The 20013-nt window shown below is 70.8% G+C and carries 16 protein-coding genes; 7 read left to right on the top strand and 9 right to left on the bottom strand.

What is annotated here, in order from left to right:
- The first annotated feature begins 233 nt into the window (after positions 1-233).
- A complete protein-coding gene (locus tag ACFXBC_RS25100; protein ID WP_385028617.1) occupies positions 234-1262 on the top strand; it encodes a DUF5954 family protein in 1029 nt (342 codons plus the stop codon).
- A gap of 95 nt (positions 1263-1357) precedes the next feature.
- Here ACFXBC_RS25100 and ACFXBC_RS25095 read toward each other — a convergent pair whose 3' ends face one another.
- Positions 1358-2617 carry an LCP family protein gene (locus tag ACFXBC_RS25095; protein ID WP_385028614.1) on the bottom strand — a complete coding sequence of 420 codons (1260 nt, stop codon included), beginning with the start codon at positions 2615-2617 and terminating at the stop codon, positions 1358-1360.
- 118 nt (positions 2618-2735) lie between these two features.
- Here ACFXBC_RS25095 and ACFXBC_RS25090 point away from each other — a divergent pair, with 118 nt between their 5' ends.
- A complete protein-coding gene (locus ACFXBC_RS25090) occupies positions 2736-3260 on the top strand; it encodes an acyl-CoA thioesterase (protein ID WP_385028611.1) in 525 nt (174 codons plus the stop codon).
- A gap of 111 nt (positions 3261-3371) precedes the next feature.
- On the opposite strand, the gene ACFXBC_RS25085 is transcribed toward ACFXBC_RS25090, so the two are convergent.
- Positions 3372-4739, bottom strand: a complete 1368-nt coding sequence (locus ACFXBC_RS25085; RefSeq protein WP_385028608.1) for an LCP family protein — start codon at positions 4737-4739, stop codon at positions 3372-3374.
- A gap of 193 nt (positions 4740-4932) precedes the next feature.
- Between ACFXBC_RS25085 and ACFXBC_RS25080 the strand changes: the two genes are divergently transcribed.
- Positions 4933-5955, top strand: a complete 1023-nt coding sequence (locus ACFXBC_RS25080; RefSeq protein ID WP_385028605.1) for a glycosyltransferase family 2 protein — start codon at positions 4933-4935, stop codon at positions 5953-5955.
- A 121-nt stretch (positions 5956-6076) separates the two neighbouring features.
- Here the strand turns inward: ACFXBC_RS25080 and ACFXBC_RS25075 are convergent, their stop codons facing one another.
- The 4 genes from ACFXBC_RS25075 to ACFXBC_RS25060 all read right to left on the bottom strand — a co-directional run bounded on the left by ACFXBC_RS25075 (position 6077) and on the right by ACFXBC_RS25060 (position 12079).
- Positions 6077-7747, bottom strand: a complete 1671-nt coding sequence (locus ACFXBC_RS25075) for an LCP family protein (RefSeq protein ID WP_385028602.1) — start codon at positions 7745-7747, stop codon at positions 6077-6079.
- Positions 7748-7795: 48 nt separating this feature from the next.
- Entirely contained in the window at positions 7796-9565 is a 1770-nt protein-coding gene (locus tag ACFXBC_RS25070) for an LCP family protein (RefSeq protein WP_385028599.1), read from the bottom strand.
- A 219-nt stretch (positions 9566-9784) separates the two neighbouring features.
- On the bottom strand, positions 9785-11020 hold the full coding sequence (locus tag ACFXBC_RS25065) for an LCP family protein (RefSeq protein ID WP_385028596.1): 1236 nt from the start codon (positions 11018-11020) through the stop codon (positions 9785-9787).
- Positions 11021-11323: 303 nt separating this feature from the next.
- The gene (locus tag ACFXBC_RS25060) at positions 11324-12079 is read right to left on the bottom strand and encodes a TIGR03089 family protein (protein WP_385028593.1); all 756 of its coding nucleotides are present in this window, start codon (positions 12077-12079) and stop codon (positions 11324-11326) included.
- A gap of 149 nt (positions 12080-12228) precedes the next feature.
- Between ACFXBC_RS25060 and ACFXBC_RS25055 the strand changes: the two genes are divergently transcribed.
- The 3 genes from ACFXBC_RS25055 (at position 12229) to ACFXBC_RS25045 (ending at position 15990) form a co-directional block, all read left to right on the top strand.
- A complete protein-coding gene (locus tag ACFXBC_RS25055) occupies positions 12229-13704 on the top strand; it encodes an N-acetylmuramoyl-L-alanine amidase (RefSeq protein WP_385028590.1) in 1476 nt (491 codons plus the stop codon).
- Positions 13705-14003: 299 nt separating this feature from the next.
- Positions 14004-15086, top strand: coding sequence for a sugar phosphate nucleotidyltransferase (locus ACFXBC_RS25050; protein ID WP_385028587.1), 1083 nt, complete (start codon positions 14004-14006; stop codon positions 15084-15086).
- 10 nt (positions 15087-15096) lie between these two features.
- Positions 15097-15990: a DNA-3-methyladenine glycosylase family protein gene (locus ACFXBC_RS25045; protein ID WP_385028585.1), complete on the top strand. Its 894-nt coding sequence runs from the start codon at positions 15097-15099 to the stop codon at positions 15988-15990.
- 48 nt (positions 15991-16038) lie between these two features.
- Here ACFXBC_RS25045 and ACFXBC_RS25040 read toward each other — a convergent pair whose 3' ends face one another.
- The 3 genes from ACFXBC_RS25040 to ACFXBC_RS25030 are packed head-to-tail and all read right to left on the bottom strand — an operon-like array spanning position 16039 to position 18926.
- Positions 16039-17373 (bottom strand): coenzyme F420-0:L-glutamate ligase, encoded by a 1335-nt coding sequence (locus ACFXBC_RS25040; RefSeq protein ID WP_385028582.1) that lies wholly within the window; start codon positions 17371-17373, stop codon positions 16039-16041.
- A complete protein-coding gene (gene cofD / locus ACFXBC_RS25035) occupies positions 17370-18326 on the bottom strand; it encodes a 2-phospho-L-lactate transferase (protein ID WP_385028579.1) in 957 nt (318 codons plus the stop codon). Before cofD ends, ACFXBC_RS25040 begins: the two co-directional genes overlap by 4 nt.
- Before the next feature lie 57 nt (positions 18327-18383).
- The gene (locus ACFXBC_RS25030; RefSeq protein ID WP_385028576.1) at positions 18384-18926 is read right to left on the bottom strand and encodes a cysteine dioxygenase; all 543 of its coding nucleotides are present in this window, start codon (positions 18924-18926) and stop codon (positions 18384-18386) included.
- A 652-nt stretch (positions 18927-19578) separates the two neighbouring features.
- Here ACFXBC_RS25030 and ACFXBC_RS25025 point away from each other — a divergent pair.
- The gene (locus tag ACFXBC_RS25025) at positions 19579-19842 is read left to right on the top strand and encodes a WhiB family transcriptional regulator (protein ID WP_164266780.1); all 264 of its coding nucleotides are present in this window, start codon (positions 19579-19581) and stop codon (positions 19840-19842) included.
- Positions 19843-20013 lie beyond the last annotated feature (171 nt).

The raw sequence follows: 20013 nt of genomic DNA, 5'->3' as shown, positions 1-20013 counted from the left end.
TCGCGGCGCGGGTGCTCGGCGCCCCCCGCCCGGCCGAGTGGCTCACACCCACCCACGGCGGGCCCCCCCCCCGCCCCCCCCCGCCCCCCCCCCCCGGGGGCGGGGCCTTCGGGCTCAGGTATCCCGGGTACGCACGGCCGTGAACCAGACAGATATACGGCAGCGCCCACCGATGCGGACCCTCTTTCGGCATTCCCTCGCCCGGTGTGACCGGACGCCTGCACACTGTCGCCATGGAGGAGCAGGAGCAGCAGACACAGGCCCCGGGGCAGTTCTTCATCAATGTGCGGCGGCGGGACGACCCCGTGTCCGAAGTCACCGAGCTGGACGCGATGGCGTCGGCGCGCACCTACGGCGAGATCGTGGTGCGCGGCCCGCTCTTCGGTTTCGCGGAGCAGCGGCGGGGCGAGCGGCCGCGGTGGCGGCTGCTCGGCGGCATGGACACCGGCTATCCGCAGGACGCCCGGGACGAGCTCAACTCGTACCTCTGGCTCAAGGCCAAGGACGATACCGACGACCATCTGGAACGGCGTGAACTGCTCGCCGCGGTGGCCCGGCTGGAGACCGAACCGGTGAACGCCGTGTCCGCCTGGGGTACTCGCTACCGCATCGTGCGCGCCGACGAGTTCGCCAGGATCGGCGGCGGCCGGCTGGAGCCGCCCAGGGCCACCGACGTCGATACGGACGGCTGGGACGAGCCACCCGTCCGTCCGGTGCCGCGCACCAGTGGCTTCGTGATCGACCACAGCGCGGCGGTCGGGCTGACCGAGGGCATGGACCGGGTCGGCCTGCTCTCGCTCTCGTACACCTCGCGGCGCTTCCCGCCCGACGTACTGGCGGACTCGCGGCGCGCGGTGGCGACCCACCCGGGCCTGGTGCTGCTGCCCGTCGCTTTCCGGATCATGGAGCACAAGGAGCACTCGTGGTCGATGGTGGGCGCGCAGTGCGACACCCCGCAGGAGGCGAGGCGGCTGCTGGTCCACTATCTGACCGAGTCGCTGCCGGTCTCCGGGGAGATCGGCGAACGGGACGCCGCGGTGTACGCGAAGGCCGCCGAGAGGTTCACCCGGCAGCGCAGGCCCAATGAACTGCGGGTCAGGGGCCGCTGCTTCCAGATCGTCCGGGTGGAGCGCATGATGCGCATCGGCCCGGACGGCCCCGAGCCCCCGCGCCGCTCGGACACGGACATCCAGGAGCCCATCAAGATCCGCCCCACGATGGACGAGTGGGGCACGATCACCCAGGGGGCGGAGTCGGAGTAGCGCCGAAGGCGGCGGCGCGCAGGACGCGGCGGCGCGCAGGAGACAGAACAGGCCCCCGGAGCCGTCTCCGGGGGCCTGTTGCGGGGTGCGGGGTGTCAGTTGCCCGAGACCGTCACCGTGTCGTCGTCCTTCATCTCCTGCACCAGCTGCTTGACCTTGGTCTTGTCCCAGACCAGGTTCCCGCCGGTGGAGCCCGAGATCGGCATGTTCATCTGCTTGCCGTCACCGCCCGAGACCCCCTTCATCGCCCAGAACATGGACGCCAGGTTCCACAGGCTCATGTCCTTGTCCACGATCACCGTGTCCAGGCCCGCGCCCATCACCGGGTAGAGCTTGAACGGGTTCATGAGCGTGGAGGGGGTGGCCGTCTGGGAGGCCAGGGCCGCCAGGAACTTCTGCTGGTTCTTCGTGCGCTGGAGGTCGCTGGCCGCGAAGGCGTGCCGGGTGCGGACGAAGGCCAGGGCCTGGCTGCCGTTGAGGGTCTGCTTGCCCGCCGGGAAGTCGGCGCCGGAGTCCTTGTCCTTGAACGCCTGCGGAATGTCCATCTCCACACCGCCGACCGCGTCCACGATGCTCGCGAAGCCGTCGAAGCCGATCTCCGCGTAGTGGTCGATGTGCAGACCGGTGTTGTACTCGATGGTGCGCACCAGCAGTTCCGGGCCGTCCTCCGCGTACGCGGCGTTGAGCTTCGTCTGCCGGCCGGTGTTCGGGTAGAGCTTGCCGGAGTCGGAGCCCTTGTACGACGGGATCGTGACGTTCGAGTCACGGGGCAGCGAGACCATCGTGTTCCCGTGGTCGCCGACATGCAGGATGATCATGGAGTCGGTGCGCTTGCCCTCGGCGGAGCCGGTGTGCAGCTTCTTCTTGTCGGCCGCCGACATGCCCTCGCGGCTGTCCGAGCCGACGATGAGGTAGTTGGTGCCCTTGCCGGTGGCGGGGCGGTCGATCACCTTGGACAGGTCGACCTCGCGGCGCAGCTTTCCGTCCGCCCAGAAGTACGTACCGATGGAGACCCCGAGGAAGGCGATCACCAGGACCAGCGCGCCGATCCTGATGCGGCGGCCCCAGTTCGGCGTGGTACCCGGGCGGGCGCTGGGGCGCGGGCCGCCGTAGCCCTGGCCACCCTGGCTTCTGCGGCTGCCGGGTCCGCTGGGGCCGCCCTGTCCGTAGACCTGGCCCGTGTTGTAGCCACTGTCGTACGGGTCGTCGTACCCGTCGTCGTACCCCTGTCCCTGCTGGCGTCCGCCGTACTGCCGCTGGGCGGGAGGCGCCGGGCGCTGCACGTGCCGCATGACCCGGGCGCCCTCGGGCTGCACGTTCTCACTGCCACGTCCGTAGCGGTCCCTGTCGTCCATGTGGACCAGTGTGCCGTCACGGTGCGTATGTAATACAGGGCGGGTGTGGAATCGCGGCAGTGCTGTTGCAGAGCTGATGCAAAGTCCCGTGGTGCCGGGCCGCTCTAAGGTGGCACGTATGACAGATCTTCCGGGCAAGCCCACCTCGGCCTCACGAACCACCCTGAGCCACATCATGACGGGCAACGACACCAATCTGCTCGGTACCGTGCACGGTGGCGTGATCATGAAGCTGGTGGACGACGCGGCGGGCGCGGTGGCGGGCCGGCACTCCGGCGGGCCCGCCGTCACCGCGTCGATGGACGAGATGGTCTTTCTCGAACCGGTGCGGGTCGGCGATCTGGTCCATGTGAAGGCACAGGTCAACTGGGTCGGCCGGTCCTCGATGGAGGTCGGTGTACGGGTCCTGGCCGAGCGGTGGAACGAGTCCTCACCGGCCCAGCAGGTCGGCAGCGCGTACCTCGTCTTCGCCGCGGTCGACGCGGACGGCAAGCCCCGGGCCGTACCGCCGGTGCTGCCCGGCAGTGAGCGTGACAAGCGGCGTTACGAGGAGGCGCAGATCCGCCGCACCCACCGGCTGGCCCGGCGCCGCGCGATCAAGGAGCTACGGGAGCAGCGCATCGCCGACGGCATCGACGACTGAGCCCACCGGAGGCGGACCGCCCCGGCCCTGATGACCGAGGGGCACGTGACGACGGGGTGGCACGTGACGACCGGGTGGCACGTGACGACCGGGTGGCCCGTGGCCGGGCCCCTACTTGCAGGCCACCTGATCGCCCGTGACCGCCGCGAACCTGCCCGGGTCCGGCTCGTCCGCCCGGACCGGTGTCACCGTTCTGAAGTCCGTGCCGAGCGTCACCTTGAGCGTGGAGCCGATCCCCGCCACCGCGCGCAGCTGCGCGTGCGGCAGCGCCGCCGCGAGCGAACGCACCGACCGGTTCCAGCGCGGGTCGTACTCGATGACGGTGTGCGCGGCGTCGGAGGCCGAGTGGCCCGGTGCCGTGGCGGCGACCGAGGAGAGGAAGCCGGTGGCGCGCAGGCTCTTGTCCGCGCGAGCGGCCAGTCCCGTGGTCGATGTGCCGTTCGCCACCTGGACCCTGATCTGGTCGGGCGGCACGTCCACCGTCCGGGCCTTCGCCTCCGACGCCCTGTGCACCGCGATCGGCACGTCCTCGCGGATCTCCTTGAAGAGCTTCCCGGACTTCGCGGGGTCCCACTTCACCGTCGAGCCGATGCCGGGGACCCGGTAGTTCATCTGCCCGATGGGTACGGAGGTGAACTCCGACGACGACGGCTTGAAGCCCCGCATCGCCTCCCCGATGGAGAGCATCTCGTCCGGGCCGAAGCCCCTGTCCGCCCGGACCGAGCCGAAGACCGTGGACGCCACATCGCGGAACTTCACCGGGTTCAGCAGCACACCGCTGCCGGTCGCCCTGGCGATCAGGGAGGCCATGAAGCGCTGCTGGCGCTGCATCCTGCCCAGGTCCGACGCGGCGTCGAGGTGCCGGGAGCGTACGTACTGGAGCGCCTGGCCCCCGTCCAGCTTGCTGGTCCCCGCCGGCAGGTCGAGTCCGGTGTAGGAGTCCTTCAGCGGGCGGGCCGTGCAGATGTCGACGCCGCCGAGCACGTCCACCGTCTTCATGAAGCTCGTGAAGTCGACCTCCAGATAGTGGTTGATCTGCACACCGGTCATCTTCTCCACGGTCTCCACCGTGAGCTGGGGGCCGCCCTGCGCATACGCCGCGTTCAGTCTGACCGGATGGGCGGTGACCTGCTTCCTGGTGACCGGATCGGTGTGCTCGGGCACCACCGCGTAGCTGTCCCTGGGCAGGCTCACGACGCTCACCCGGGAGCGGTCCGCCGAGACATGGACGAGCATGACCGTGTCGGTGCAGTGGCAGGGCGCGCCGCCCAGGTGGTACTTCTTCTTCTCCGCCGGCGTGATCTTGTCGCGGCCGTCGGTGCCGACGAGGAGCACGTTCATGCCGCGGCCCGGGGCGGGACGATTCTTCATGTCCTTGAACGGGTCGATACGCCCGATGCCGTCCAGCTCACCGACGAGCGCGTGGCCGATCCCGCCGGCGCCCAGCACCAGGACGGACAGGGCGGTCGTGAGGCGCATGCCCCAGCGGGGGCGGGGCGGGCGGCGCGGCGGCGGCCTTCTGCGACGGGGCGGGGGCACGGGAGAAACTGGGACACCTCCGCGGCGGACGGGCAGGAGAAGCGACCACCGTAAGCCGCTGTGATCAACATCCCGGGCAGGCCACCCGGCCGCCGCGCCCGGTGTCCCTCGTTCGCGGTAACGTGACCGTCCTATGGACGCCACGCACGCCACGCCCGCTGTTTCTGTGATCATGCCGGTCCTCAACGAGGAGCGGCATCTGCGCAACTCGGTCCGCCACATCCTGGAGCAGGAGTACGACGGTGAGATGGAGGTGGTGATCGCGGTGGGCCCCTCGTCGGACCGCACCGAGGAGATCGCCGCCGAGCTGGTACGGGAGGATCCCAGGATCCACACCGTCGCCAACCCCACCGGCCGTACGCCCGCCGCGCTCAACGCCGCCATCAAGGCGTCCAGCCACCCCGTCGTGGTGCGCGTCGACGGCCACGGCATGCTCTCGCCGAACTACATCGCCACCGCGGTCCGCCTCCTGGAGGAGACCGGCGCGATGAACGTCGGCGGGATCATGCACGCCGAGGGCGAGAACGCCTGGGAGGACGCGGTCGCCGCCGCGATGACCTCCAGGATCGGCGTCGGCAACGCGGCCTTCCACACCGGCGGCAAGGCGGCCCCGGCCGAGACCGTCTATCTGGGGGTCTTCCGGCGTGAGGCGCTGGAGCAGCAGGGCGGATACAACGAGGAGTTCATCCGCGCCCAGGACTGGGAGCTGAACTTCCGGATCCGTGAGGCCGGCGGCCTCATCTGGTTCTCGCCCGAGCTGCGCGTCCAGTACCGCCCGCGCCCCTCGGTCCGGGCGCTCGCCAAGCAGTACAAGGACTACGGCCGCTGGCGCCATGTCGTCGCCCGCTACCACGAGGGCTCGATCAACCTCCGCTACCTCGCCCCGCCGACCGCGGTCTGCGCGATCGCGGCGGGCATCGTGGTCGGCGCGGCCGTCACCCCGTGGGCCTTCCTGGTCCCGGCCGCCTACGTCGCGGCCATCGTCGCGGGCTCACTGCCGGCCGGTAAGGGCCTCTCGCCGAAGGCTCGGGTACGGATTCCGGTGGCCCTGGCCACCATGCACATGTGCTGGGGCTTCGGCTTCCTGACCAGCCCGCGCGCGCTGGCCCGCAAGGTCATCGCCAGCCGCCGCCCGGCGGTCCGCGCCGCCGTCTGAGGGGCTCACGGGGCGCCGCCGTCCGGGAGACGGCAGCGCGATACGGAAACGGGAGACGGAAAGGGCCGGACCGGTCGCCGTGAGGCGCCCGGGACCGGCCCTTTCCGCTGTGCTCACCCGGCTACGAGGTCCAGGTGTACGCCTTGTCGACGTTCATGCACGCCGACTCGTCGTCCCCGTGCAGCGCGTTGGCCGAGTCCGGCGTCTTCCCGTCGTCCGCCGTGGACTTGGGGTACGTCGTCCCCTCACGCCAGTCGCTTCCCACGACCACCGTGACCCCGGTGACCCCGGTGGACTTCTTCACCGACGTCAGCGGCACGCCCAGCGCCTTCGCCACCGCCTGGGCGTCGCCCTCCAGATCGGCGCCGGGGAAGAGCACCTGGGTCGTCTTCTGCGGGTCGAGCGTCTGATCGGCCACGGCGCGCGCGAAACCCTGGCCCGTCAGCAGCGCCGCGACCGACCCGGCCCGGCCCTTCGACGGCAGCCCGCCGTCACCGCCCGTGCCGTTCCGCACGGTGACACCGATCTCGGCCTTGGGCGCCGCCGGGTCGTCCGAGACCTTCTCGGCGGGCTTCTTCTTCTTCGATCCCTTGCCGTCCAGCGGGGTGTCGTTCCTGACCATGGCGAACAGCTTGTCCGCGTCGCCCGCCTTGGGGTCGACCTTCTCCTCGAACCCGGGCCGTACGGAATTCACGTTCGGCATGGTCGTCATGGTGATCCGCGCCGTCGGGACCTTCTTGAGCTCCCCCGCGAGGTCGTACAGCTTCTTGATGTCGCGGATCCCGTTGTCGACCTTGAGCGCGTTGGTGGCCGCCTCCGCGAGGTCCATGAGCTTGCCGGGGTCGGTGAGCTTGGTGCCCTTGCGCAGCTGGCGGACCATCGAATTCATGTACTCGTGCTGGGCCTTGGTCCGTACGACGTCGGTGTCCGGCCAGAATCCGTACCGCGTCCGCAGCCACTGGAGCGCCTGCTGCCCCTTGACCGATGTGATGCCCTTCTTCAGCTTGAGTCCCGAGCCGTGGCCGTCGCGGGTGTGCGAGTACACATTGGCGTCCACGCAGACCGGCACCCCGCCGATCGCGTCGGCCATGGAGACCACACCGGAGAAATCGATCTTCATGAAGTGGTCGATGTGGATGCCGGTGAGGGACTCCCAGGTGGCGACGGTGCAGCCGGGACCGCCGCGGCCGAGCGACTCGTTGGCCAGCGTCCAGCCCGTCGCCGGGTAGGTCTTGCCTTTCTCGTCCGTGCACTTGGGGATCTTCAGCACGGTGTCGCGCGGCAGGCTGACCACCGACATGTTGCTGCGGTCCGCCGAGACGTGCAGCAGCATCTGCACATCCGCCAGGGGAGTGCCGCCGAAGGTGTTCCTGGCGCCGCCGAGCTTCTGGTTCTCCTTGGAGTCCCGTGCGTCCGAGCCGATCAGCAGGATGTTCAGCGGGGTCTGGCCCGCCGCGTTGGCCTTCGTCTTCGGGGCCTGGTGGTCACCCAGGTTGAGGGCGCTCTTCTGCAGATTTCCGTTCAGGTGGCGGTAGTAGAGATATCCCGCGCCCGCCGTGCCGATGACGAGGAACGCCACGGTGCCCGCCACCCAGCGGAGTATTCGGCGCTTCCCGCGCCGCGCCCGCCGCCGGGACTGCTTCCTGCGGCCTCCGCCCGCGCCGCCGCCCGCCCGGGCGTCGGGGGCCGGTCGGGAGGCCCCCTCCTCGTAGAGGCTCTCGTCCCAGCCGAGTTGCCCCGCGCCCGGAACGCGAGGCCGAGTCCCCTCCCCCCGCGTGCTGTTCTGTCCCACCAGGTCCCCCCTGTTGCTCAGGTCTGCGTATGCCCCGGTGACCTGGTGTCACTTGGCGCAGATGGTCTTGTCTGCTTCGACCTTCTGGATGTCCGCCGGCGCCTTGGTCGGCGCACTGATCGGCGTACCGGCCGCCTTGAAGTCCGCACCGAGGACCAGCGTCATCGGGGTGAGCCCCACGGAGTCCTTCGTGCCGGGCTTCATCGCCGCTGCCGGCAGGCCCATGATGTCGGCGAGCTTGCGGGCCTGGTCGGCCTGGTTCGGCGCGTAGGTGAGGGTCGTCTTGGCCAGATCGGGCTTGTAGTTGCCGCCGTTCTCCGACTTCAGCACGCCCTCGGTGTTCTGCAGCCAGGTCAGCGTGGTCTGCGCCGATCCCGCCTGGGCCCCGCCGTTGAGCACCTTCACCCGGACGTCGGAGGCGTTGGCCTGCTTCCCCTTGAGGAGCGCCTCCTGCTTGCTCGCGGCCTCCTTCTTCTCCTTCTTGACCTCGGTGAGCGAGACGTCGTCGCGCATCATCGAGAAGAGCGGGTCCGCCTGGGTGGGGTTCAGGACGACCGTGAGGTGGACTGTCTTCTCCGCCGGGTTGTCGACGACCGGCAGCGTGGTGAAGGTGACGTTCTTCGGGTCCACCGACTTCAGGTCCATCGCGAGGCTCTTGAGGTGGTCGATGCTGCCGATGCCGCTGTCGACGGTGAGCGCCTTGGTCGCCGAATTGGCCAGGTTGTAGAGCTTGGTGGGGCTGGTGAGCGTGTCACCCGACGTCATCTTGCGTATCAGCGAGGCCAGGAACTGCTGCTGCACCTTGATGCGGTCGAGGTCGCCGTGGTTGCCGAAACTGTGCCGGGTCCTGACGAAGGCCAGCGCCTGCTCGCCCTCGACCTTGGACTTGCCCGCAGGGAGCTTGAGATGCGACTCCTTGTCGTCCACCGGGTGTGCCACACAGACGTCGACGCCGCCCACCGCGGTGCTGAGCGTCTTGATGGCGTTGAAGTCGGCCATCATGAAGTGATCAACCGTCAGGCCGGTTATCGCCTTGACCGTCTTCATGGTGCAGCCGGGGTCGCGGTCGTCCTGCCCCAGGCTGGTGTTGAAGCGGACCTGCGAGCTGCCCGGGATCGTCTTCGTCGTCCCGTCCGGCTCCTTGACCTGGCAGTCCGGGATGTCGGTGATCAGGTCCCGGGGGATGGAGAGCGCGGTCGCGTTGGTCCGGTCCTTGGAGACATGGAAGAGGATGTTGGTGTCGGCGTGGCCGACGCTGCCCTTGTCCCCGTAGCCCTCGTTGCCCTTGCCGGTGCGCTTGTCCGTACCGATCAGCAGGATGTTGACGGCCCGGTCCTTGGTGGAGCCCGAAGTGCCGCCGACCACGTCGATCTTGTTGATGTTGTTGTTGAAGTGCTGGTACAGCAGGTACGCCCCGCTGGACCCGGCGACGAGGACGAAGGCCACCACACCGCCGGTCCACAGCAGCGCCTTCTTCTTGCGTGACTTCTGCTGCTTGCGCTTACGGCGTCCCGCGGGACCCTGAGGACCGCCCCCGGGACGGCCGTCCTGCCCGCCGCCGCCCGATCCTCTGCGGCTGCGCTGGCCCGGCACGTCGCGGCGCGGCGCCTGCTGCTGCGAGCGCCTGCGGGAAGCCTGTTCGGGCACCGAGTCCCTGCGCTGCGGCCGGGCGGGAGCGGATTCGTGCCCGGATGACTGTCTGCCTCCCGACTGCGGTCCGGAGGGGTTCAGTCGCAATTCGTAATTGCCGGTTTCCGGGTTGAGCACCCACTGGTCTGCGGGGTCGATATCGTCCCGCCCACGGCTATGCGCGTCCACGGTTGCCTGTGTCCTCCGTCGGTGCCACGCGAGGCGCCCTCCCCCCGGGCGCTCGGTCTTTCGTCCTGCAGTGCGCGACCACATGGCCGGACGCACCGGATCGCGTCACACTATCTGCCCGGGTCAATGTCGAGCGACGTCCGGGATGTATTCCTTGGCGCTTACAACTGGGCATACCACTCAATCCACATGCCCCGCGGACGCGGATTTGGGAATTGTTTACCCACAGGCCGCGGCTGCCGCATTCGTCCCCGGGAAAGTGCTCCGCGGCGAAGGAGACGGCTTGCCCTTGCCGTCGGCGTCCGCGGTGCCCCCGGTGCTCTCCGCACCCGGCGTGCCCGCGGCGGTGCCGGTACTGCCCTTGGTGACGTTGACCGGGTCGTCCTCGCGGAGCCGTTTGAAGAGCCGGTCCGCGTCCGGCTGCACCAGCTGGTCGCGGTCGCGGTTGCCGGTGTACGGCTCGCGCGGGACCGTCAGGAACTGGACCTTGTCCGTGGGGATGTCGCGCAGCCGCCGGGTCAGGTCGTACAGATCCTTCAGCGTGTCCAGACCGGGGTCCGTGGTCAGCGACTTGGTCGCGGCGTCCAGCACCGGGTAGAGCCGCGTCGGGTTGAGCAGGACGCCGTTGCTCTGCACCTTCTTCACCAGCGAACCGAGGAACTCCTGCTGGCGCTGCATGCGTTCGGTGTCGCTGCCGTTGCCGATGGAGTGCCGGACACGTACATATCCCAGCGCCTGCTCCCCGTTGAGTGTCTGGCGGCCCGCGGGCAGCTTCAGATGGGCGTCCTTGTCGTCCACCGGCTTCTTGAGGCAGACCTGGACGCCGTCGACCGCGTCGACCATGCCCTTGAAGCCTTCGAAGTCGACCACCATGTAGTGGTCGACCCGGATGCCGGTCATGTTCTCCACGGTACGGACGGTGCAGGCGGTGCCGCCGATCTCGAACGCCCAGTTGAACTGCACGAACTGCTTCTTCGTACGGCTCTTGTCCGCCTTGATGCAGCTCGGCACGTGCGACATCAGGTCGCGCGGCAGCGAGACCGCCGTCGCGCTCTTCCGGTCCGCCGCGAGATGCAGCAGGATCGTGGTGTCCGAGCGCTGCGAACCCTCGTCCCTGCCGTACTTCTTGTTGTCGCCCGCGCGTGAGTCGGACCCGATGAGCAGGATGTTCTCGGCGCCGGCCGCGACGGGCGCGGGGCGCTCCTTCTCGTACGCGCGCAGCTCCGCGGTCGCGGTGTTGTCCGTCCTGATGTTGTGGTCGAGCTTGTTGTAGAACCACCAGCCGACGCCCGCGGCGACGAGCACGACGAACGCGACCCCCAGCGCGGCCCAGCGCACCCAGTGCCGTCGGTGGCGGTCCGGCGGCTCGGGGGCCTTCGACGGATCAGTGTCCGGGGCGTCCGTCTGCGGCTCGTCGTCGGGCGTGCCAGCACTGTCCGTCACGTCTGCGTCCATCCTTCACGGAGTCGGCGACGCGCTGGGCCGCCGATCGAACGGATAGACGACTGAACCGCGCGCTTGGTTGTGCTCTCTCCCGATCATGTACCGCGGACCGCGAGTGTTCCCGGGGGCTCGTCCTGCGGTGGGCCAGACGGGTGGCCGGCGCGTGCGTGGCGCCGTACGCGACCCGCTCGTCAGTGCGGGGCGGAATGGGTCCGGGGAGGGGGCGCGCGGGGCGGCGTCGGTCCGGGACGGGGCCCGTGCGGGGCGGTGTCGGTCCGGGTGGGGGGCGCGGGAGGGCGTCGGTCCTGGCGGGCGTCAGTGCGGGACGGAGTGGGTGACCCGCTCGGTCTCGACGCGCTGTTCGAGACCGCCCTCGGCCAGCTGGTCCAGATTGCGGCAGAGCACCACCGACGCGCCCGCCGCGAGCGGTGCGTACAGCCCGGTCGAGAGACCGCCCCAGCTGTCGTACGGCCGTCCCGAAAGGAGCCGTGCGCCCGGGGCGAGTCCGACGCCCGCCGCATCGTGCATCGCCCGCTCCACCACTTGCGCACCGGACAGTTCGGTCCCGCCGACCGCGAGCGCGGGCGCGTCCGGGTCGACCGGGGCGTACGGCACGAAGCGGTCGCCCTGGCCGGGGACCTCGACCGCGTAGTCGGCGAAGCCGGCCGGCGGCTGCGGGAAACGGCCACCGAGCGGGCGCAGCGCCAGCGCCACCCGTTCCCCGCCACAGGCGCGCGCCTGCTCCAGGGTGTCGGGGCCGCTGACCACGAGATCCGCATCGGCCGGGTCGCCGCCGATGTCGGCGACCACGCCCACCGACGAACAGGCGAGCAGCCACACGGCGCTCTGCCAGTGCGCGGGGAGCAGCAGCGCGAGCCGGTCGCCGGGCTCGGCCGACAGCTCGCCCTGGAGCAGATTCGCGGTCTTGGCCACCCAATTGGCGAAGGTCGCCACGGAAAGTTCGACGCGCTCGCCGGTCGCGTCGTCGTAGAACGTGACGAGCGGGCGCGCCGGTTCCAGGGCGAGTGCGGATCGCAGCAGGTCGGCAGGGGTGTGGTCGCTGGCAGTCATGCGCGAAGCGTACGTCGCGGGGCGGGGCCGCAGACGGCTGCCGCCGCGGATTCCGCGGCCGGCCGGCCGCGCCGGTGGGCCGATGAGGCGTCAGTTCCGGGATGCCGGTGGCAGGGTGCTATGTCCAAATCGTTGCTATGCGTGCTCCTATGACTGCCTCCGTGCTCTCCGCCTCGATCGCCGTGGCCTGCGCCGCCGCGCTCACCCTCCCGTTCGCCGCACCGGCCGGCGCGACCACGCCCCGTACCGACCCGCCGGCCACGCCGTTCCCCGGCTCCACCCAGTCGCTGCGGATCGCTCCGGTCTCCGCCGACCGCTCCACGGACACCTCGGCCACCGCCGCGCTGTCCCGGCAGAAGGTCAAGCCGTTCTCGCTGGTCGGCGTCGTCTGGAACGACAAGAACGCCCGCCTCGACGGCACCGTCCAGGTGCGGACCCGGCCGGTGGGCTCCACGGCCTGGACCGGCTGGCAGCCGGTCGAGACACAGAACGAGGACCACGCGGCCGACCCGGGCACGGCGGAGGCGAGGTCCTCGGCCGTGCGCGGCTCCACCGCGCCGCTCTGGGTGGGCAATTCGGACGCCGTCCAGGTCCGTGTGCGGGCCAAGGCGCCCGCCGGTTCCACCCGCGCCGCGGCCACCCCGCTCCCGGAGGGGCTGCGGCTGGACCTCGTGGACCCGGGCCCCGATCCGACGCCGACGAAGCCGAAGCCGAAGCCGACGACGCCGAAGCCCACCGAGCCCACGGCGACCGATCCAACCGCGTCCGACCCGACGGCGACCGACCCGACCGCATCCGATCCGACCGCTGCCGACCCGACGGCGACCGACCCGACCGCATCCGACCCGACCGCGGCCGACCCCACGGCGACCGACCCGACCGCGGCCGACCCCACCGCATCCGGCGCGAACACCGCAGGCCCCGAACACGCCGCCCAGTCCGACCCCACCGAACTGCCCGCCCTCAGCAAGGAGGCCACCGTGGCCGAGCTGGAGGCCACCGGGGCCAGGGCGACCCCCTATGTCGCGCCCCGGCCGCGCATCGTCACCCGTAAGGGCTGGGGCGCCGACGAGAAGGTCCGCGAGCCGTCCTTCCGCTACACGGACACGGTGAAGGTCGCGTTCGTCCACCACACCGCCACCGGCAACAACTACACCTGCGCACAGTCGCCCGCACTGCTGCGCAGCATGTACCGCTACCACGTGAAGAGCCTCGGCTGGCGCGACATCGGCTACAACTTCGTGATCGACAAGTGCGGCACGGTCTACGAGGGCCGCGCGGGCGGGGTGACCAAGCCGGTGATGGGCGCCCACACTCTCGGGTTCAACACCGACAGCACCGGCATCGCCGTACTCGGCACCTTCACATCGGCCGAACCGCCGGCCGCCGTCGTCACCGCCCTCTCGCACTTCACGGCGTGGAAGCTCGGGCTGACCGGCGCCGACCCGAAGGGGAAGGCCACGCTGGTGTCCGGCGGCGGCAACCGCTACCCGGAAGGCGACGAGGTGAAGCTGAATGTGATCTCCGGGCACCGGGACGGATTCGCCACCGAGTGCCCGGGAGCCCGCCTCTACGCCAAACTCGGCGAGATCCGCGACGCGGCCGCCAAGGACCAGGGCCGCTGAACCGACGGGCCGCTGAACCGACAGGCTGCTGAGGCGAGGGGCTGCTGAGCAGTAGGGCCCGCTGAGCAGCAGGCCCCGCTGAGCAGCAGGCCCGCCACGCAGCCGGGGCCGTGCCAGGCCCGCCGAGCCACACCGGCCAGGACAGCCACACCGGCCGGGCCCGCCGAGCCACACCATCCAGGACAGCCGTGCCGGCCGTACCGACTCCGTACGGCCTGCCCGCACCCGCGCCTCACCCGTCTGCATACACTGGCCAGCCCGTTCGAAGGCCCGCCCCAGCAGGAAGCAGAGACGTCAAGGTGACAGAAGCGATTCTCCTGGTCGGCGGCAAGGGCACGCGGCTGCGGCCGCTCACGGTCAACACACCCAAACCGATGGTCCCGGCCGCGGGGGTCCCCTTCCTCACCCACCAGCTCGTCCGCGCGCGGGCCGCCGGGGTCGATCACATCGTGCTCGCCACGTCGTATCTCGCCGAGGTCTTCGAGCCGTACTTCGGCGACGGGTCGGCCCTGGGTCTGCACCTGGAGTACGTCACCGAGGAGGAGCCGCTGGGCACCGGCGGCGCCATCCGCAACGTCGCCGGGCGCCTGAAATCGGAGCCGGACGAACCGGTCCTCATCTTCAACGGTGACATCCTCACCGGACTCGACATCGAGGCGCTCGTCACCACCCACGAGACCTCGGGCGCCGACGTCTCCCTGCATCTGACGCGGGTGGACGACCCGCGTGCCTTCGGTCTCGTCCCCACGGACGGCACCGGCCGGGTGACGGCCTTCCTGGAGAAGCCGCAGACACCCGAGGAGATCGTCACCGACCAGATCAACGCGGGGGCGTACGTCTTCACGCGCTCGGTCATCGACACCATCCCGGCCGGGCGCCCGGTCTCGGTGGAACGGGAGACCTTCCCCGGCCTGCTCGGCTCGGGCGCCCACCTCCAGGGCATGGTCGACTCGACCTACTGGCTCGACCTCGGCACCCCGCAGGCCTTCGTACGTGGCTCCGCCGACCTCGTACTCGGCCACGCCCCCTCGCCCGCCGTACCGGGCCGCTGCGGCGACCGGCTGATCCTGGACAGCGCCACGGTGGCCCCCGGCGCCAAGGTGACAGGCGGCACGGTCATCGGTGCGGGCGCGGTCGTCGGCGAGGGCGCCAGGATCGACGGCAGCACCGTCCTCGATCATGCGGTCGTCGAGCCCGGCGCGGTGGTCACCGACTCGCTGATCGGGGCCGGTGCCAGGGTCGGTGCCCGCTCGGTGCTGAACGGCGCGGTGATCGGCGACCACGCCCGGGTGGGCGCGGACAACGAGCTGCGTGCCGGGATACGGATCTGGTGCGGGGCCGTGCTGCCGGACGGCTCCGTGCGCTTCTCGTCGGACCAGTAACCTCTACGCCGTGGCAGGACGTTTCATCGCGAGGGGCGGCCCCGTCGACCTCGCTCTGGTCCTCGGGGTGCTCCGCCGTGGCCCCTGGGACCCCACCTACCGGGCGACCCCCGACGGTGCGGTGTGGCGGGCCAGCCGTACGCCGGAGGGGCCCGGCACCCTGCGGATCACGGCGGACGGGGCCGAGGCGTGGGGCCCCGGCGCGGACTGGCTGCTCGCGGCCCTTCCCGGGCTGCTGGGCGAGCTGGACGACCCGTCGGATTTCGTACCGCGCCACCGGCTGGTCGCCGATGTGCACCGCCGCCGCCCCCACCTCAGGCTCTGCCGCACCGGTCTGGTCCTGGAGTCGCTGATCCCGTCGGTCCTGGAGCAGAAGGTCACGGCGGACGAGGCGTACCGCGCCTGGCGACGGCTGCTCCGCGCTTCCGGTACCCCGGCACCGGGCCCGGCGCCCGAGCAGATGTACGTCATGCCCGATCCGCGCGGCTGGTCGCTCATCCCGTCCTGGGAGTGGCACCGCGCGGGCGTCGACAACAAGCGCGCCTCCACGATCCTGCGCGCGGTCCGGGTGGCCCGCCGCCTGGAGGAAGCGGTGGCGATGGAGCCCGCCGACGCGGCCCGCCGCCTGGAGCTGATCCCCGGCATCGGCCCCTGGACCTCGGCGGAGACCCTCCAGCGCGCCATGGGGGCACCGGACGCGGTCACGGTCGGCGATCTGCATCTGCCGGGCATCGTCGGTTACGCGCTGACCGGCCGCCGGGGCGTCGACGACGACGGGATGCTGGAACTCCTGGAGCCGTACGCGGGCCAGCGCCACCGCGCGGTCCGACTGATCCTGCTCGCGGGCCGGGTACCGCAGCGCCGGGTCCCGAAAATGCCCCGTACGGACATCGCGCGGCTGTGACCTGCACGGGGGGCGCCGCACCGCGGCCCCGTACCCCGCCCCCAGGGTTCACCGCACCGCGATGAACCCCTCCACCGCACGCCCCGGTCGCGGAGCCGCCGACGCGGCCGGATGACCGACCGCCACCGCCCCCATCGGCTCCCACTCCGCGGGCAGCGCCAGCACCTCCCGCACCACGTCCCGGCAGAACATCGTCGACGAGACCCAGGCGGAGCCCAGCCGTTCACCCGCGAGCGCCACCAGGAAGTTCTGCACGCCCGCACCGACCGCGACGGTGAACATCTCGCGCTCCGCCGCGTCCCGCCGGGCATCCCCGTACGTGTGCGAGCCGTCGAGCACCATGCAGGGCACCGCCAAGTACGGTGCCCGCCGCAGCACTTCACCGCGGCGCACCCGTCTGGCGATGGACTCCTCCGACTTGCCGTCGCGCCGCAGATCCGCGATCCACGCGTCCCGCATCGCGTCCAGCAGCCGGGTGCGCGCCGCCGCCGACTCCAGCAGGACGAAACGCCACGGTGTCGTGTGGTGCGGGGCGGGCGCGGTGACCGCCGCCGCGACCGCACGCCGGACCGCACCCGGGTCGACCGGCTCATCGGTGAAGTCGCGGACCGTACGCCGCTGGGTGACCGCTTCCCGTACCGCCTCGGACGTACCGAGCCGGAACATGTCGTCGGCGGCGACCCGCACCAGGTCGCGGGCGCCCCCGGACGCGGAACCGGCGTCATCGGTGTCGTCGCCCGGCCCGGACGCCGGATCCGTCACGGCGTGCGGCAGACCGCGGACCACCGCGACCGGCAGACCCGCCGCCTTGCCCTTCACCAGGTCGCCCGCCGCGGCCAGTTCGTCCGCGGTGGCGACGACCGTGGCGCTCAGCGGGTTGCCGTACGCGTCGGTGCCGCCGCGCAGGTCGTCGAGGACCCGCACCCCGGCGGCCCCGATCGCCACATCGGTGAGGCCGTTGCGCCACGGTCGCCCGAAGGTGTCGGTGACGATGACACCCACCGCCACACCCAGCGCGTCCCGCAGCCCCTCGCGGATCGTCCGCGCCGAGCTGTCGGAGTCCTCGGGGAGCAGCAGGACCGTCCCCGCAGGGGTGTTGGAGGCGTCGACCCCGGCGGCGGCCATCACCAGGCCCTGCCGGTTCTCGACGATACGGAGCGTGCCGCGCCGCGCCACCACCCGTACCGTCTCCGCGTCGATGGCCGCCTCGCGGTCGTCGGCTTGCACGATCCGGCCCTCGGCCTTGGAGACGATCTTCGAGGTGACGAGGACGATATCGCCGTCCGCCAGCTCGGGCGCCGCTGTCGCGATCAGCTTGGCGAGGTCGTCGCCCTCGCGCACCTCGGGCAGTCCGGGGACGGCCCAGACGTGGAAGGACGTCACGCCCTGACCTCTTCGGCCAGGGTGAGCGCCTCACGGGCCATCACCGCGGTCGTGTCCAGGTCGGTCATCATCAGCGGCACGGCGCGGCAGCGGATCCCCGCCTCCTCGACCCGGGCCACGGACGCGGCGTCGACGGTGTCGACCAGCCAGCCGTCCAGCAGGCCCGATCCGTAGTGCTCGGCCACCGCGGCCGCCGTCGACTCGACGCCCACGGCGGCGAGTACCTTGTCGGCCATCCCGCGCACGGGCGCGTCCCCGACGATGGGCGAGAGCCCGACGACCGGCACCCCTGCGTCGGCGATGGCCTCCCGGATACCGGGCACGGCGAGGATGGTGCCGACCGAGACCACCGGGTTCGACGGCGGGAAGAGAACGACGTCGGCGGAGGCGATGGCGTCGAGCACACCCGGCGCGGGCTTCGCCCGGTCGGCGCCCACCGGCACGACCGCCTCGGCGTCGACCGACGCCCGCAGCCGCACCCAGTACTCCTGGAAGTGGACGGCCTTGCGCTCTCCGTCGATGTCGACGGCGACATGCGTCTCGACCCGGTCGTCGGACATCGGGATGAGCCGCACCCCCGGCTGCCAGCGCTCGCACAACGCCTCGGTGACGGCGCTCAGCGGATAGCCGGCGCCGAGCATCTGGGTACGGACGATATGGGTCGCGAAGTCACGGTCGCCGAGCCCGAACCACTCGGGTCCGACGCCGTACGCGGCGAGCTCCTCCTTGACGGTGAAGGACTCGTCGGTACGCCCCCAGCCCTGCTCCTCGTTGATGCCACCCCCGAGGGTGTACATCACCGTGTCGAGGTCGGGGCAGACCTTCAGCCCGAACAGATGGATGTCGTCACCGGTGTTGCCGATGACGGTGATGTCCGCGTCAGGCGCGGCCTGCTTGAGGCCACGCAGAAACCGGGCACCACCGATGCCGCCGGCCAGAACCACAATGCGCATACGGACAGTCTGTCAGTGATTCCCCGGGGGGTGACGGCGGGGAGAGGGGAGCGGCCGTCAGGCGGGGACGGCGTCGTGGGCGGCCGGGACCGCGCACTGCGGGCTGTGCATCGGCATCTCCGTGAGCCCGGGGTAGTAGATGTGCAGGCTGACGGCCGGTTCCAGCGAGTCGTTGACGACCTCGTGGGTGTACTCCGGCGCGAAGACGCGCTGCGCGCCCGCCTCCAGTACCTGCCCGCCGTGCACCGTCCGCTCCGTCAGCCTGCCGTCGAGGACGGTCAGCACACCGGACGAACGCCCGTGGCCGTGCTCCCCGCTGCCCTGCCCGGGGACCCAGCTGAGCAGCCAGATCTCGTAGCCGAGCGGAGTCTCGCCGCTCCGGGCGTGGCCGAGGGACGGGGGAACGGCGCGCAGCCGGTGGTACCACCGCGAGATCGCGTCGTACTGGACGAGCGGGGCCCACTGGCTGCGGTCGGCGGCGATGGCCCGCGCGAGCCCGGCGAACTCGGCCACGGTGGCCGGGTGCTCGCGGGCGGGCTTGAGCAGGTGCTGGACGGCGAGGATGTCGCCTGCGATCTGGAGGTCGCTGTCGCTGTTCATGATGCGGGGGTTCCTCGGCAGTGAAAGTGCTGGGGTGTCGCAAGGAAAGTGCAGTCAGAGCTGCGGAAAGACGCTGGAGCCCGGTGGCTTCAACAGCAGGAACAGCAACAGCACGCCCGGACAGCGCTACGGAACCCACGGGCGTGGGTCACGGAGAACGCTGCGGTCGCTGGCATGGGACCTAGAAGAGCGGGCCCTCGCCTCCCCTGTCAACTTGCTGACCGATTTGGGTGCAATGTTTCACCTCATCCGGTTACTCGGCCCGGTGGGAGGTTTGCTCGTCCGCCGCCCGGGAGATGTGGCGCAGCAGGTCCCACCGCAAACGTCACGGAGATCTCGTGACCTGACTGTGATCTTGATCGCTTCAGCGGGCGGAGCGCGAACGGGGCCGGCCTCTGTGGAGTCTCAGTCTGTGAGGGCATCACCCTCCGCAGGCAGGGAAGGCGAAGGTATGGGCCAGTGGCATGTGTCAGATTTTTCGTGATTTGAACACTTTCCGCATAGCCTTGGTTCCGCAGAGTGAATAAGGGGCCCAATAGCAGATCTCGGCTTGACTGGCTCGGATCCGCACACTTGTAATTTCACTCGTGTCGTTCGGCCGAAATCGGTAGCGACAGCAACACGGGGACGCAAAGACGGACAAGGGGCGCACATGACCGAGCTGTTCCAGCAACTGCTGGTCGAGGACGCGGACGAAGAATTCGGCTGGCAGGAGCGCGCACTGTGCGCCCAGACCGACCCCGAGTCCTTCTTCCCCGAGAAGGGCGGTTCCACCCGCGAGGCCAAGAAGGTCTGTCTCGCCTGCGAGGTCCGTTCCGAATGCCTTGAGTACGCCCTCGCCAACGACGAGCGGTTCGGGATCTGGGGCGGCCTCTCCGAACGCGAGCGCCGGCGGCTCAAAAAGGCCGCCGTCTAGCCGCTCTCCAGCCGCTGCCAGGCAGGTTCACCGCCCCCGCTCCCCGGCCGCCCGGCCGGGGAACCGGCACAAGTCCCTGCACGCCACCCGGTCCGCCGTCCGTCCCCCTGGGGCGGGCGGCGGACCGCTGTCCGAACCAGCCGTTAGTGTGGGGCCCCGTCCGCGATGCAC

This window comes from Streptomyces sp. NPDC059398, from assembly GCF_042751845.1.
Classification (GTDB): Bacteria; Actinomycetota; Actinomycetes; order Streptomycetales; family Streptomycetaceae; genus Streptomyces.
This window is presented reverse-complemented; position numbering and strand designations above follow the sequence as displayed.

Excerpts from the sequence above, each read along its gene's own strand:
- ACFXBC_RS25085 (WP_385028608.1), bottom strand. The coding sequence starts at position 4,739 with ATGCGCCTCACGACCGCCCTGTCCGTCCTGGTGCTGGGCGCCGGCGGG.
- ACFXBC_RS25030 (WP_385028576.1), bottom strand. The coding sequence starts at position 18,926 with ATGAACAGCGACAGCGACCTCCAGATCGCAGGCGACATCCTCGCCGTC.
- ACFXBC_RS25090 (WP_385028611.1), top strand. The coding sequence starts at position 2,736 with ATGACAGATCTTCCGGGCAAGCCCACCTCGGCCTCACGAACCACCCTG.
- ACFXBC_RS25055 (WP_385028590.1), top strand. The coding sequence starts at position 12,229 with ATGACTGCCTCCGTGCTCTCCGCCTCGATCGCCGTGGCCTGCGCCGCC.
- ACFXBC_RS25065 (WP_385028596.1), bottom strand. The coding sequence starts at position 11,020 with ATGGACGCAGACGTGACGGACAGTGCTGGCACGCCCGACGACGAGCCG.
- cofD (WP_385028579.1), bottom strand. The coding sequence starts at position 18,326 with ATGCGCATTGTGGTTCTGGCCGGCGGCATCGGTGGTGCCCGGTTTCTG.
- ACFXBC_RS25095 (WP_385028614.1), bottom strand. The coding sequence starts at position 2,617 with ATGGACGACAGGGACCGCTACGGACGTGGCAGTGAGAACGTGCAGCCC.
- ACFXBC_RS25060 (WP_385028593.1), bottom strand. The coding sequence starts at position 12,079 with ATGACTGCCAGCGACCACACCCCTGCCGACCTGCTGCGATCCGCACTC.
- ACFXBC_RS25080 (WP_385028605.1), top strand. The coding sequence starts at position 4,933 with ATGGACGCCACGCACGCCACGCCCGCTGTTTCTGTGATCATGCCGGTC.
- ACFXBC_RS25025 (WP_164266780.1), top strand. The coding sequence starts at position 19,579 with ATGACCGAGCTGTTCCAGCAACTGCTGGTCGAGGACGCGGACGAAGAA.
- ACFXBC_RS25100 (WP_385028617.1), top strand. The coding sequence starts at position 234 with ATGGAGGAGCAGGAGCAGCAGACACAGGCCCCGGGGCAGTTCTTCATC.